Origin of the sequence: Chitinophaga terrae (ex Kim and Jung 2007) (assembly GCF_900107795.1) — a bacterium.
Classification (GTDB): domain Bacteria; phylum Bacteroidota; class Bacteroidia; order Chitinophagales; family Chitinophagaceae; genus Chitinophaga; species Chitinophaga terrae.
In genome coordinates this window covers 1-14813 of sequence record NZ_FNRL01000035.1, presented here as the reverse complement: position 1 = coordinate 14813, position 14813 = coordinate 1, and the positions used below count along the sequence as shown (strand labels likewise).

Genomic DNA, 14813 nt, shown 5'->3' with positions numbered 1-14813 from the left:
AATTTAATGATATTTACGGGTTTTTACCAGATTAATTAGAGAGAGAAAGATATCCCGGATCGCATCCGATTTTTCAATATCCGCTGAATGTTGTAGTTTGTATCCGTCATACCTCACATTATCCATGAAGAAAGCCTCGCGAAAAGATAAGCCACTGGTACTTGATATCCTAAGCCAATCGTTCCACGACAACCAAAGCGTAAACTATATCATCAGACAAGACAAGAATAAAACTGAAAGAATACGGCAGTTAATGAGCTATTCTTTTGAAATTTGTACCTCTTTTGGTGAAGTGTTCCTGTCGGACGATGAAAAAGCCAGCGCATTAGTTGTATACCCTGAGAAAAAGCGGACTACTCTTCATTCTACCCTGCTCGACCTGCAATTGGTATTCGGAGCCGTTGGCTTTGGAAATATTGTCAAAACATTAAAACGGGAAAAACTAATTCATAGTATACAGCCTCAGGAGCGAATGACCTACCTGTGGTTCATAGGCGTTGATCCCCTGGCACAACAGAAAGGGATTGGAGGCAGGCTTTTGCAGGAAGTGATCGCCCATAGTAACGCGGATAACAGGAATGTTTTACTGGAGACATCAATGCCGCGAAATATTCCCTGGTATGAAAAACATGGGTTTAAGCAGTATGGGGAGTTAGACCTGGGGCATCGTTTATATTTTTTCAGGAGGGATGTGGAGAGATAGTGATCAGAGATTTATTTACCAGGTAAATACTGTGGCGTTAATTGAGTGTTGCGACTATCCTGTAATACTTTATTTGATATTTTTTCAGTTTGTAAACCTAAATAAAATAGATTATGAAGAGAATTATCCCTTTACTTTTCGCGGCATTTGGATTGCCGTCAGCCTTGGTAGCACAGACAGTAAGATACGATTCTGTGGGTATCGGAATATCGTATCCAAGTAACCGGTTGCATATTGCCGAGACTTCACCTGCTGCGACCGGTGATATCACAACTTATGCTGTCAGGATACAGCAGTCATCCAGCGCCTTTGGTATGGGTGGTGACGCCAACTATAGCGCCATTCAATCATTCAATTCCAGGCCTTTGCTGATAAATCCTGTGGGAAACAACATTATCCTTGGAAGAACCAGCCTGACAAATGTTGGCATAGGAAATGACAAACCGTTATTTCCATTACATGTAATGTCTGCTACGGGTGGCCAGGGCGTATGGATCCACGGCACTTCTGCCCTTGCCACAGATGGCGGTGCATTTCTCAGGATTACGAACAGCGGCACACCGACTGCCGGCAATCAGCGGATCGGCGGCATTATATTCGGCACTTCACCAAACAGTGCAGATAACTTAGTGTTCCAAACCGCCGCGTTTATGGAAGTTCGTGCCGGCGGCCCATGGATCAATAATTCTTCCCAGCCGGTAATTTTCCGTCTTGTGACACAAAAAAATGGTAGCGCCGCGCCAGAGGAACGCTTACGTGTTACCGAAGATGGTACGATGGTGTTTCCAGGCAATACCGGAGTTGGCACCTATGACACCAAAGGATATAAGTTTGCCGTAAACGGCGATGCAATATTTACCAAGATAAAAGTAAAGTCCAACAGCGCATGGCCGGATTATGTATTTTCAGATAATTATAAGTTGACAGATCTGACAGACCTTGGACTATTCATCCAAAAAGAAAAACACCTGCCTGAGATACCTTCCGCTGAGGAGGTAGAAAGAGAAGGAATTGATCTTGGGGAGATGAATAAAAAATTATTACAGAAAGTGGAAGAACTCACCTTATACCTGATCAAAATGAATGAGCAGAATAAAGCATTAAAGAAAGAGGTGGATGTATTGAAAGAAAAAATAAAATAGGATAAAGCGAACATCTCTCTCAATATTCTAAACATTTACACCGGCAATCAACACAAAGAATATTTTACTTACATTGCGCACATGATAACTACATTTTATGAAAAAAGTTACAGGCCTTGGCGGCATATTCTTTAAGTGCAGTGACGCTGCTGCAATGAACGACTGGTACGCAAAGAACCTCGGCATCCCGGTGTCCGAATACGGCGCCATGTTTAACTGGCGGGATGCTGATGATCCTGAAAAAATGGGTTCTACTATATGGAGCACATTCCCGGCAGACACTAAATACTTTGACCCTTCTACCAAAGGTTTCATGATCAATTACCGGGTAGAAAACATCGAAAAACTGGTTGAAGAATTGAAACAGAACGGTGTAACGATCGTCGATGAAATCAAGACATACGATTATGGGAAGTTCGTTCATATACTTGACCCGGAAGGAAATGCCATTGAACTTTGGGAACCTGCTGAATAGCTATTCCCAGCAGGATAAAATGTTATAACACTATTCCCGGGAAACGAACAAATGACCAACTGGATTAACGCTCACTACGAGGCTAACGGTATTCATATCCATTATACGAGAACGGGCGGCAACAAACCTCCGCTTATCCTGCTGCATGGTTTAATGACCAATGGCCGGTGCTGGACAGACCTGGCGCGCACGCTGGAAAAAGATTACGATGTGATCATGCCGGATGCAAGAGGCCATGGCCTTTCATCAGTACCGAATTATGGATACACTTACTATGATCATGCAAAGGATATTGCAGGGCTCATCGCCGCGCTGAAGCTACCCTCTCCTGTGCTGCTGGGGCATTCTATGGGCGGGATGACGGCTGCTGTTACAGCAAGTCTCAATCCCGGGCTACTCCGGGCGCTGATCCTGGCAGATCCCACATTTTTAAGCCCGGAAGTACAACGGGAAGTACGGGACAGCGAAGTAGCCGATCAACACAGAAAAATTCTTAAATGGTCGCTGGAGGAAGTAATGGCAGATGCAAGGGCCAGGCATCCTCACCGGTCGCAGGAAACGCTGGAATTATTTGCACGGGCCCGGCTTCAAACCAGTATGGCGGCTTTCGACGTTCTTACGCCGCCAAACCCGGACTTCAGGCAAGTGGTGAAACAAATAGATGTTCCATGCCTGTTGCTGTTTGGGGATAAAGGAGTGGTTACAGCACCGGTGGCCGCGGAGCTCCGGTCGCTTTATCCCGGCTTGCAAACAGCGCAGATACCAGATGCCGGGCATAGCCTGCATATAGATCAACCCGCACGATTCGCCGCCGAAGTGCAAACATTCCTGGCCTCAGTTAAGCATGGAGTGAACAAGTACGTATGATATTGAAAAGGGCTAACTCAAAAGTCGCCCGCTTGCCGAATCAGATCTACATCATTCGCAGCGGATCAATTTTGAGATAGCCCTCTTTATTTAGTTAAATGAGTAAGTGAAGAAGATACCCGCAGGGAACTTCGTATAGTCTTTATAATTATTACTCAGAACAGGTTTCCCGCTAAAGTTGAATACGCTGATGCTGTTAAACAGGTATGCCGGACCATAGCCTTTAATGGTGTTCAGGTAAACTTCGCCGGTAAGCGGGTGAACGGCAATGTTATTATATACAACTCCTGCATTTTCTACCATAGTTTTTGCATCTACCATAAATTCAGTAGTTCCTACACTGAAAACATGTCGGTAAATTTTGGTACCAGCGCCGCTGAAATAAAGCGTATCGCCTTTTGCGGTAATGCCCGGAGTTGCGCCAAAACCGGCGCTCACACTGCCTGCAGAAATCTCATTGGCCTTGATCAAAGAATAATCCCTGTAGTTGATCTTGGAGATCTTAGAGGGTGAACCGGTAGTAGACACCCAGATATTACCATCATTTGCCTTTACCACGCCGCTTACGGATGCTTTCATATCCAGCGCATAAGTCAGCGTATCCTTGTTCGGCTCAACTACGTATACTTTTGATCCCGCTGCCGCAAATACCTTGTTATTTGAAACAGCCATGGTCATCTTAGCCGCGGACCTGGAGCCCTTAATAAATGTAAGCGTTTTAGTAAGAGTATTGAAATTGTACAATCCATTGTTATCGCGGAGTATTACATTTTCCTCGTTGAGTACCGCTACATGCGTTGGCCATCTCAGCGCTGCCAGTTCATCGTTGTAAGCGGCTTCCTTTTTAAGCGTTTCTGCATTGGCTACCACGAGCATCCCATCGTTGGTAAACGAAGAGCCAACAGCGTTCGTTTTTCCGTTCTGGGAAATAACGTACATCTTATTATTGTGGATATACAGGTCCTGCGCTACATTGCCGAGATCTGTACCATTTGCTTTAAAATAAGCATTCTCTGTTACTACGCCACTGGGACTGATAAAGACAAGCGAACCATTTTCTGATGTCATGTTGCCTTCATTCAACACGAAAGTGCCGAACTTATATTTTCCATACACGGTAACTTTCGCATCCGAAGAAGCACTTTGCCCGTTACCGGAAGCTGCTACCCTTATGGTATGCTCCCCCAGCTCGTTTGAAACAAACTTAAACACGGAGTCTGCCACCGCTGCGTCCTTACCATCTACGGACCAGGAAAAAGTACTGCCAGTCGCAGCTTTCACCTTAAAGAACAGGGTGTCTTCCTGTGCTACATTGTTCTGGGAAAGCACATTTATTAGCTGCACGTCCGGAGACCAGACAGGCGCCACGTCATCGTTCTTAGAACATGATACTGCTGCAACGGCGATAAACGCCCCAAGTGCTAAACCACTTCTTTTCTTTAACATTCTGATACTAATTGATTTTCCTTTTGATTGATTTATGCTTTAAAATGCTGCTGTTCTCTATTGTTCAATGGTTGCAATATTGGTTCCCAACAGGTGCAGGTCTTCTCCCCTTCCAACTTCTGTAGACGCTTCTCCAAGCCAGCCATTTTCCTGGTCAACACCGCTGTATACTTTTATAAAATCGATGCCCGGCAGGTTAACTTTATTGCCGTTCTTATCAATTGCCCAGTCGATATCGATACCTGAATTATCATCGGTATTAGGATAGTTATCTGCATAGCCATATCTGAATGCGTACAACACATAATAATTGCCTGCACTGCTTTCATCGATCCCGTTTTGAGCCAGGCGGATGCCTTTAAAAGTGATCTTGTTGTCTTTTACCCAGGATGGATAATAGCTTTGAGAGTGATAAACATTTTTTATTTTATACCCTTGCTGACCCTGGTTATCAGTCCAGAGAATATAATTGCGGATACTCACAGATCCCTCTGGCGCACTTTCCTCTTCGGTAACAGGCCGGTTATAGGTCATTTCATAGTTTCGGAAAGTACGGGTATCCAGTTTGCCGCCAACAGCTGCGCTGTACCAAAGTTCGCCCTCTGCGGAAAAATTGCCGCTGCCTTTTATTTCATACCATTCATCTTCATCCGGTTTACCGTTTTTGTTTTTATCGTATGCTACCATGACGATGCCCGGCTCACAGCTTCCTCCAAAAGGAGCATTAGGGCGCGGATTAGTATTAGCGCCAAACGCGTTGCCATTAATCCTGAAATCACGTCTGCCAGGTACATTCACAATGGTATGGTCAAAACCCAGCACTACATAACCTCCCCAGCCTCCTAAGGTGATCATGCCGGCGTCGTCTCCCACTAACGCTTTACCAGCTTTGGCAACCATAGATTCATACGTATCGCCTGCTTCATACTTAGGCATTTCATTCACAAACTGCCCGGGAGCCGGCAGGTAATCAAAAACTTTGGCGGTATAGGGAGATGGGGTTTTATCTGCCTGCTGAACAGTTACAAAAACCGTATCAACCAGGTCGGCAGCGGAAACTTTCAGTTTATAGTTTCCCTTTACAACCGCAGAGAACAGCGCTGTTAAGCCCTGACCTGATAACCTGTAAAGTTCAGAGGGGGCAGACACTACCTCCCATTTCAAATCGTTCCTGTTCGCAAATTTCTTTGGGGCTTCAAGCGCCAGGATGGCGTTAGCAGTTCCTTTAACTTCCGTTGGCGCTTCCGGAATCACTGCGTCCTCTTTTTTACAACTGTTGATGGTAGTTAAAATGCAGGCCAGGTAAACGAGTCGTTTAAATTGTTTATTCATTTTGTTTGATTGATTATTGATATTTATGATTTTGGTAGCAGCGCAAAATGAGCCGGTATATCTCCTGTTCTGACACTCCATTTCTTCTTACCGTTCTTTGTAAAACAATACAGCATCCCGGGCGACACATAGTTACCGGCGTCAGTTACATAAATGTCTTTCGTGACCGGGTGCACCATGATCCCATAAGGGATCTCTATTTCTTTATCTGTTCCGTCGGTAATGAACGAACGGTTCACTACTTCGCGGGTACGGGTATTTACAATACTATAGGAGATCACGTTTGAAAATGTGACATAACTCCATTCGGTGCTATATATGTAAAGGGAATCGCCATCCAGGTAATAGTTGCTCACCGCAACAGGCAAGGTATCAGTAACCTTCTGCTGGTCTTTGTCTATAAAATAAAGCCTGGAGGGCAGCGATTTATAATCGCCCCGGGAAGTGACCCAAAGATTGCCCCGCCTGTCGGCTTTGATATGATGAAGATTATAAGCAACGTCTATCCGTTTATCTTCCCTGAAAGTTGCCAGGTCAATTACCGAAACTGTTCGTTCATATTTCGCTGTGTTGCCGGCTCCCATATAACCTCCTGAATTGGCCACATATATCTTACCGCCTGTAATTTCAATACCATCCGGCTGATAGCCTACGATACACTTGTCGACAACCGAAAGCGCGGCAGTATCCACTTTAGCCACGTAACCTTTCTGGGTATAGTCAGGGTTCACCTGGATAGGTCCTGCATACGAAGTAACATAGGCATATCCTTCGTGGAAACTGATATAACGGCAGTTCGGTATTTCTACCTGCCCGATTCTCCTGGCCGTTCGCGCATCCATCACTTCCACTTTATTGGATGCATTTACCACTACGTATAGCCTGTTGCCATATATAGCAATATCATTCCCTACATCTCCCAACTCCTTAGGCACATTGGGATTAATAGCTGCGTAAATATTTCGTTGATACTTCCCCGTTGTATAATCAAAATAGTCCAGCGTACTTTTATTGCTGCCCATATTGCCCTCGTTAAGCAGGTAAAACCCGGCGTACCCATTCAGCGACGCGGTATCCAGCGAGGTGTCTTCGTTGATAAAGACTTCTACATCCTTCCTGCAGGATAAGGTTGCCAGGATCAGCAACAGCGGCGCCAGGACGAAGAATAACAACTTTCTCATAGTTCAACGGATAAAATGATCTTATAATTTCGTTTAGGCATGGGGTAGTTCAGTACTACCTCGTAATCCTGGTCCAAAAGGTTATTGACCTCCCCTGCGATCCTGAACTGGTACCGCTTAAACCGGATATTCCGGGATGCCGAGAGGTCGCTGGTATACCAGGGCTGTTCATAATTCTCAGGAATATTGGCGGAGTTCTGGTATCGCTCTCCTACGTAAATAAAGCTGTAGTTCAGGCGCCACGACCTGTATTGGATACTTGAAATGACAGAACCGCTATGCCAGGGTATATAAGGTATCTGCCCCCCGTAAGTGATCTTCTGCAATTCGGGGTTCTTCCGTTTGGTGTAATCCTGGGCTGCCTGGTAGGTATACGCGGCTCTTACATTCAATAAAACTTCTACCGGTAATGTAAACGCCAGGTCGGCTACTACATCTATCCCCCTGATCTCTACATCCCCGATATTCATCATCATCCAGCGGTACATACCACTTCCCTTCGGAACGGCTACTATTTTGTTGGTAACCTGGTTGTAATAGAAATCAGATTGCAGGCGCCATTCACTCAACACCGCCCCGGTATGGGTTTTACGGTACTCGAACCCCAGGTTGTACTGGTGCGTGTACTCCGGTTGCAGGTTAATATTGCCTATATCCGTGTAATACAGGTCGTTGAATGTTGGCATCCTGAAAATATTCTTATAAAAAGCCCTGAGACTAAGATCTGCTTTGGTGAAAGGTTTGTAGGAAAGAAAGAATGCCGGGGTGATCTCGTTCCTGGATGGAGCGGCTGCAGCAGTATCGCTTTTCGAAGTATTGCCCCTGGAAACGCGCTCATTTACAAAAGTACCTAAAACGCTTGCCTGCATTTTCAGTTTCCCTAAATCTGCCGCTCCTGCGAGCGCCACAAGGGATGTGAATCTTTTAGGAAACACAAATCCGTCCAGGTTCGAGTTAAGGGTATTATACTGGAAGTCTGTAGACAAATTGATGTCCAGCTTCCTGGACAGGCTATATTTATTCGCTACTGATCCGTACCACTCCTGCTGCTGAAAGGTATTATCGATATACATTAAAGTAGTATCGGGGTTCAGGTAACGCATGTAATCGTTGGCATACTTTGCATTTACCTGTATATCATAATTCCTGGCAACATTTTTCTGGAAAGAGCCCTGCATGAAAAAGTTCCTGTCCCACTGCCTTTGGGAACGTTTCCATACATTGTTTACAATAGCGCCGGGTATGCCTCTCTCTGAATCATAAAAATAGGCTTTGGCATTCCAGGTACCACGGTTCACATTTCCGTATAACCCGCTCTCCAGCCTGAACGCGTTAATATCCCCGTTTTGCCTGGTAGCAGTGGTATCCCAGGCAATGGTCCCCGACTCGTGGTACACTCGTTTATACCTGAAAGGATAACGGCCCGACGATTTGATATACTCGCCGCTGAGGGAGTAATTAAGATGCTGGGTAAGTTTTTGTTCAAAGAGGATGGAAGGATTGATAAGATCGAACGACCCGGTTTTAAATACCCCTTTGAGATTGATATTCTTTGAAGAATCGAAGACTGGTTTCCGGCTGCGGAGGTAGATGGTGCCTGATGAACCATAGTCCCTGGCCGGTTGAAAAATATCGCTTTTCTGACCATTGTAAACAGCGATGGATTCGATATTATCCATAGAGAATTTCCCGAGGTCTATCTGCCCGTTCTGCGCATTACCCAGCTGTATCCCATCATAAAATACGCCCATGTGGTTAGTACCCATGCTGCGCATGTCTACAGTTTTTAGCCCGCCAATGCCTCCGTAATCTTTTACCTGTACGCCGGCAAAATAGCGGATTGCATCGGCTACCGAGAAGCTGTTCAGGCTCTTTAATTGCGCGCCCGACAGCTTTTGCGAGGGAATAACTTCTTTATAAGCAGAAGTGTATACGGTAACACTACGCAAAGTTTTAACGCCTGTGGTATCTGCATGCCCGGTATCATGCCGGCGCTGCTGCGCATACCCCTGGGCGCCAATAAGAGCAAAGAACGCCACTATCAACGTTTTTAAGGCGTTTGACATATTGGTTAATCATTAAGCGATCATCCGGCTGTTGGCCGGAGGACACAGGAAAAAAATTAAGTTGCTGAATTAATTCAGTACAATCATATTCAAAGCTTCAACCCTCGAAAGCTCTAAACTCTATCTGCATTGGCAGGTCTCCTGGCTTGTTCTTACTTTGCCGGCCTTCCCATCCCCGGGTGAACAGAGACAGTGGCAAGTGGATGCAAAGCGTTCTTACAGAACTTACAGTAGCGGGTCTGCTCAGGTTTTTCACCTGATTCCCTATTAATCAACTTTTATTAGGTTAATAAAAGTTGAACCAATGCAATTTTAGCTTCCTTAAATCAGTACCACTAATAGCTTCGTTTAGTAGCACAGTCAATTAAGAATACGGCAAAGATATTCAAAAATGTAATTGGTTAGTTGAAAATATTTGGTTGGTTACCTGAATCAATAGCACTCACGCACTTCTGGGGTTTGATGGAATGACAGCCAATCATTTTGTTACTTCTAAACAATGGATTCTGATAGGTATATAAAAAGTTCCTTATAACAAATTATTCATTTCCAGGTGATTTGGATTTTCATAATTTAATTGTTTGACTTTGGTGTTTTTGCTTTTGAAACGCCTTACCCGAACTTTAAAAATACTTATGAACATTCTATATGAATCCAGAATCAGATTTACTTTAGACCCTTTAACATTGGACCAATTAATTCCAACCTCTGAGGCTTTATATCCTAAATGTTTGGCAATGAATAATACTTCAATATCAAATGCAAATCTTTGTTCCGTAAGCAATGGAAATACGTTCTTTGCACTTTCTTTTGTAAATAATTTGAATCCGCATTGGGTATCATGAAATTCCCGAACAAGGAATACTTTTACTAAAGTATTGAAAAGAGTACCAATTATTTTTCTATGTAATAGAAATTGAACTTCAGATCCATTATTATCCTTATTACGAGATCCTAGTGCAATATCATATCCTAATAATAGTTGTTCTTCCAATTTACAAAGTTCCTGAATAGGTGCCGAACCATCAGCATCATTATACAATATTAAATTGCCTTCCGCAGCTAATACACCTGTTTTAACAGCAAATCCTTTTCCTTTATTAGGAAAGTAAGAGATCACTTTGGTATGCCCATAATAGTTTGAAAATTTTTTGGCAATCGAAGCCGTAGTGTCTGTACTTCCATCATCGACAACTATAATCTCAAAATTGAGAGGCGTAATCTTCAGTCAGCAGCGCTGTACCCGGCTCCCTGATCGCATCAGTGGTACCGCTTTTCATCCGGAAATTGAATATTTTAAAGAACTGCGGTGTTGTGAAAAATACGCCTTTGGCTTCCAGGAATTTCCTGTTTGCACCATCGGGGCCTGAAGGAACGATCACCTGTACATCCCGCTCCCCGTACATCTGTGCGGTAGCCTCTACCTGCGGGTATTCTGCAGCAATAGCGGAAGCCATAGGAAAAGGAATACCTGCGCCATAGCCTTTTGCTTCTACTTTCTTATCCTCTCTCACTAACCTGTAAATTCGATCTTTACCGGCATGAAAGTTATCGTAGCTCTGTTCATAGCTCAGCACCAGCAATATGCCCAGGCAGGCGCTAAATCCAACTACCAACCCAATCATGTTCACAAAGAAACTCCGGCGATTTCTCATCAGGTTCCTGAGTGCCATTTTGATATAGTTTCTTATCATAGTTTGAATTTGAAAAATGATTGTTTCCCTGTATCACAAATAAACTGCCACGCCCAAGGCACGCCTGGCTGGCGAATCTGCCGTTTGAGGCTCCGGATAAATGTTCATCGCCGGACGGTCATTTGTCCACAAACGAACAGTTGAACAGGCTAAACATCTCCCCACTCAAAGAAATTTTTCTACCCGGAAATTTATTTTTTATATCTTGACCTGTTATCCAAGCACTTAGTTATAGTTTTTTAAACACGCGTTATTAAATGATAAAACACCCACTTACGCTGGTATGCTCTCTTACAGCGTTGATGTTAGCTAAACCGTTTTCAGGGTATTCTCAGACTGCTGCTCCGGCAGAATTAAGTATCACAAAATTTTCAGGTCCTGCCATCACCCCCAGCCCAGCCTGCCTGGCAGTGGCGCCAACAGGGGAAGTATTTGTGGGCGTAGATATGATCGGCTCCCTGGGTAAAGATCCCGGGAAAGGACGCATATTGAAGCTGGTAGATACGGACAATGATGGGAAAATGGACCAGCATACCGAATTTGCGATGGTAGATAACCCAAGAGGGATCATCGTAATGGGTAACCAGGTTTTCGTTTTGCATACTACCTTCTCCAATGAAACAGGAAAGGCCACGGGTATGGCCCTGGTAGTATTTGAAGACAAAGACGGGGACGGAAAGGCCGATGGAGCGCCCAAACCACTCATCGAACACCTCAGCAACACCAAATATATCCAGGAACGGGGAACAGACCATGCTACCAACGGTATCCGCATGGGTATCGACGGCTGGATCTATATTGCCGTTGGCGACTTCGGTTTCCATGAAGCTACCGACCGTTCCGGTAAGAAACTGACCATGCTGGGCGGAGGTATCGTACGCGTACGCCCCGACGGTACCGAGATGGAAGTATTCACCCATGGCACACGTAACGTATATGATGTGGCCATTGACCCGTATATGAACATCTTTACCCGCGAAAACACCAATGATGGCGGCGGATGGAACGTACGTTTCTCCCATCACCTCCAGTCAGGCGAATATGGATACCCTGTTTTGTTCCAACACTTCACGGATGAAATCATACCAGCCTTGGCCGACCTGGGCGGAGGCTCCGGAACAGGCGCCCTGTTCATGTCGGAACCCAACTGGCCGGAAAAATACAACAACGTTCCCATGATGGCCGATTGGGGCAGAAGCATGCTTTACATTCACAGGGTAAAGCCCGACGGCCCAACGTTCACTCAAAAAGAAGAGGATTTCATTGCACTGCCGCAGATCACCGACCTGGATGTTGACGGCTCCGGCAGGCTTTATCTTTCCGCCTGGGATGGCGCAGGTTACTCCGGCAGCGATACCATCGGGTTCGTAGTACGGGCAGTACCTAATAACTGGACATATAAACCCTTCCCCGACCTGGCCAAGGCATCGGCAGACGAGCTGGTTAACCTGCTTAAATCTCCAAGCGCCGTGGCAAGACTGAACGCTTCCCAGGAGCTGGTGAAAAGAGGCGACCAGCAAGGAATTACCGCTTCGCTGAAGATAGCATCTGATGCACAATTGCCATTGTACGCCCGGGTAGCCGGCTTGTATACCTATGCGCAAGCCAGCGGTAAAGACGGTATCCCGGCGTTGGTAGAACTGACGAAGGACGAAACAATAAAAGAACATGCGTTACGCGCCCTGGCCGATCGCAAAGCCCTGGCAGCAGCCGTTCCGGTACAACCATTCCTGGATGCGCTGAAAGATCCTTCTCCGCGCGTTCATGCCGCAGCAATCATTGGGTTAGGACGCCTGGGACATCCAGAAACTGCCACAGCCCTGTTGCAGACAAAAGTACCAGCCTCTTTTGCAGCACCGGTTAAAGACAAGGAAGGCCCGCATGCTACGCCTAATGCAGCTATCGTACTGCCGCACCTGGCCGTACGCGCACTTTTGGAACTGAATGCGGTGGATGCCACGGTATCGGCGATCAACAGCCCTAACGCTACTCTTGCATTATGGGCGCTGCGTTATATGCACGATGAAAAAGCAGTGAACGGGTTAATTGCCGCCTACAAACAATCGAAAGACGAAAAGCTGAAAAAACAAATCCTGACCACGCTGGCCCGCCTCTATAAAAAAGAAGACGCATACGACGCCTCCTGGTGGTGGGGAACACGCCCTGATTCACATGGACCGTATTACAAAGCAGTACTTTGGGAAGGCTCGCCGGCAATCGAAAAATTCCTGAAACAGGAAGCGGTAAAAGCCGGACCTGCACGCCTGGATATGTTCAGGGAACTGGATGCACGCCACAGGATGGAGATCGCAGCATTTGCCCCGGTGAAAAAAGCGGAACCGGTTGCAGCTAAGGAACCAAAAATAGACCTGGAGAAAATCAAAAGTAAAAAAGGACAGGTAGGCAAATCATCTATTGAAGACGTATTGCTGGCTGTTAAACAGATAAAAGGTGATCCGGCAAAAGGAAAGATCCTGTTCACCAACCAGGGTTGTATTGCTTGCCATAGCCTTAGCAGGAGCGAAAAGATGAAAGGACCGTTCATGGGACAAATTGGTTCTATCATGAACCGCGAGCGGATCGCCGAATCCATTCTTAAACCTAACGCCTCTATCTCGCAGGGCTTTGCCACTGTAACCATTACAGCAAAAGGCAACAAGTCGTATGTTGGATTCGTAACAGAAGAAACGGCTAACAAAGTAGTGATGAGAGATATTACCGGCGCCGTATACACGGTGAATACAGCCGATATCCTGAGCCGCAAGGAATTGAAAACATCAATGATGCCTACCGGGCTCGCCAATGCATTATCGATCGAAGAATTTGCATCCCTGGTCAGCTTCCTGGAACAGCAAAAGAAATAATTCTTTTTTTTTAAATTTACAGGAACCGGAGGTTTTCCATACGTTGGAAAACCTTCGGTTTTTTAGTTGAAGAAGGTATATTCCCCTGTACAAAGGCTACCTGGAACACTGACAATTTCCTTATCTTCAATTAAGGCACCTGGACCCGCTAATAAATAAACAACCCATGATAAAAATTCAAGTACAGGCCGATTGCGGTAATGCGCCCAAAAAAATGTTTGTAAAAGACTTTATTATTGCCATCGTAAATAATGACCAGGCTTCCCTGGAGAAAAACGCAACCGACGATATACAATGGACCACGGCCGGAGGCGAAACCATCGAAGGAAAAGAAGCAGTGCTTGCAGCGCTCCGGCGTTTCAGAAGCGATAAAGTAGCGGAATTAACTATTCATACCATTATTACCCACGGGTATGACGGTATGGCGGAAGGATTGCTGAAATTTAAAGACGGAAGAAAGGAAGCGTTCTGCGATGTTTACCGGTTCAAAGCCTCTACCAATCATGCACCGGTAAAGAATATAAGAACTTATACTGTTGAGCCAGGCAACAAATAATTTTCACGGTTTTTGCTAATAATTTTCATTGTTTAAATACCTGTAACATGGAAAAAAAGAACCTCATAGCAAAAGCTGAAGTAACGATCCATGCAACCCCTGATCAGGTATGGGCTGCACTGGTTGACCCTGCAATCATCAAAAAATATCACTATTGTCCGACTAAAATAATGTTTTAGGATGAAAAAAGGCAGTTCCGAAGAACCGCCCAATTTGGTAAGTTTGAGTTACCACACTTAAAATTACCATGGGCGAAAATAAAAGTTTTTCCGGACAGCCGGTATTATCTCAAATATTAGATGTAATACCCAGTGCTATAATCAATGCGGCAAACAGAAAGCATCAATCAAACCGTTATTATAAGCGCTTACCCTTGCGGGTTCATTTGGTAAGCCTTCTGTATGGGGTGTTCAGTTACTGTAACGGGCTGCGGGAGCTATGCGAGGGGCTGTTGGCCTGTGAGGGCAAGTTGTCCCACCTGGGTTTG

At 45.3% G+C, this 14813-nt stretch carries 14 protein-coding genes and 1 riboswitch; of the genes, 8 read left to right on the top strand and 6 right to left on the bottom strand.

What is annotated here, in order from left to right; genetic code table 11:
- Positions 1–124 precede the first annotated feature (124 nt).
- From BLV62_RS25135 to BLV62_RS25120, 4 genes are all read left to right on the top strand, one after another.
- Positions 125–703: a GNAT family N-acetyltransferase gene (locus BLV62_RS25135; RefSeq protein ID WP_089765415.1), complete on the top strand. Its 579-nt coding sequence runs from the start codon at positions 125–127 to the stop codon at positions 701–703.
- A 113-nt stretch (positions 704–816) separates the two neighbouring features.
- Entirely contained in the window at positions 817–1845 is a 1029-nt protein-coding gene (locus tag BLV62_RS25130; RefSeq protein WP_089765413.1) for a hypothetical protein, read from the top strand.
- A 97-nt stretch (positions 1846–1942) separates the two neighbouring features.
- Positions 1943–2320, top strand: coding sequence for a VOC family protein (locus BLV62_RS25125; RefSeq protein ID WP_089765412.1), 378 nt, complete (start codon positions 1943–1945; stop codon positions 2318–2320).
- 51 nt (positions 2321–2371) lie between these two features.
- Positions 2372–3187, top strand: coding sequence for an alpha/beta fold hydrolase (locus tag BLV62_RS25120; RefSeq protein ID WP_089765410.1), 816 nt, complete (start codon positions 2372–2374; stop codon positions 3185–3187).
- 90 nt (positions 3188–3277) lie between these two features.
- Here BLV62_RS25120 and BLV62_RS25115 read toward each other — a convergent pair whose 3' ends face one another.
- The 6 genes from BLV62_RS25115 to BLV62_RS25090 all read right to left on the bottom strand — a co-directional run bounded on the left by BLV62_RS25115 (position 3278) and on the right by BLV62_RS25090 (position 10906).
- The gene (locus BLV62_RS25115; protein WP_089765408.1) at positions 3278–4633 is read right to left on the bottom strand and encodes a DUF5074 domain-containing protein; all 1356 of its coding nucleotides are present in this window, start codon (positions 4631–4633) and stop codon (positions 3278–3280) included.
- 57 nt (positions 4634–4690) lie between these two features.
- Entirely contained in the window at positions 4691–5965 is a 1275-nt protein-coding gene (locus BLV62_RS25110; RefSeq protein ID WP_089765407.1) for a hypothetical protein, read from the bottom strand.
- A gap of 23 nt (positions 5966–5988) precedes the next feature.
- The gene (locus tag BLV62_RS25105; protein ID WP_089765405.1) at positions 5989–7146 is read right to left on the bottom strand and encodes a YncE family protein; all 1158 of its coding nucleotides are present in this window, start codon (positions 7144–7146) and stop codon (positions 5989–5991) included.
- Positions 7143–9212 carry a TonB-dependent receptor gene (locus tag BLV62_RS25100; RefSeq protein ID WP_089765402.1) on the bottom strand — a complete coding sequence of 690 codons (2070 nt, stop codon included), beginning with the start codon at positions 9210–9212 and terminating at the stop codon, positions 7143–7145. The genes BLV62_RS25105 and BLV62_RS25100 overlap by 4 nt, the downstream gene beginning before the upstream one ends.
- A 114-nt stretch (positions 9213–9326) precedes the next feature.
- Positions 9327–9533, bottom strand: a riboswitch (cobalamin riboswitch).
- A gap of 208 nt (positions 9534–9741) precedes the next feature.
- Positions 9742–10371, bottom strand: coding sequence for a glycosyltransferase (locus BLV62_RS25095; protein ID WP_258522450.1), 630 nt, complete (start codon positions 10369–10371; stop codon positions 9742–9744).
- A 43-nt stretch (positions 10372–10414) separates the two neighbouring features.
- The gene (locus BLV62_RS25090; RefSeq protein ID WP_089765399.1) at positions 10415–10906 is read right to left on the bottom strand and encodes an ABC transporter permease; all 492 of its coding nucleotides are present in this window, start codon (positions 10904–10906) and stop codon (positions 10415–10417) included.
- Positions 10907–11163: 257 nt separating this feature from the next.
- Between BLV62_RS25090 and BLV62_RS25085 the strand changes: the two genes are divergently transcribed.
- From BLV62_RS25085 to BLV62_RS29040, 4 genes are all read left to right on the top strand, one after another.
- Positions 11164–13770 carry a DUF7133 domain-containing protein gene (locus BLV62_RS25085; protein ID WP_089765397.1) on the top strand — a complete coding sequence of 869 codons (2607 nt, stop codon included), beginning with the start codon at positions 11164–11166 and terminating at the stop codon, positions 13768–13770.
- 166 nt (positions 13771–13936) lie between these two features.
- Positions 13937–14326: a nuclear transport factor 2 family protein gene (locus BLV62_RS25080; RefSeq protein ID WP_089765395.1), complete on the top strand. Its 390-nt coding sequence runs from the start codon at positions 13937–13939 to the stop codon at positions 14324–14326.
- 47 nt (positions 14327–14373) lie between these two features.
- Complete coding sequence (locus BLV62_RS28855; RefSeq protein ID WP_258522449.1) at positions 14374–14505, top strand: SRPBCC family protein; 132 nt, start codon at positions 14374–14376, stop codon at positions 14503–14505.
- A gap of 68 nt (positions 14506–14573) precedes the next feature.
- Positions 14574–14813 (top strand): DUF4372 domain-containing protein (locus tag BLV62_RS29040; RefSeq protein ID WP_139170393.1); only part of this gene is annotated, 240 nt, incomplete at its 3' end.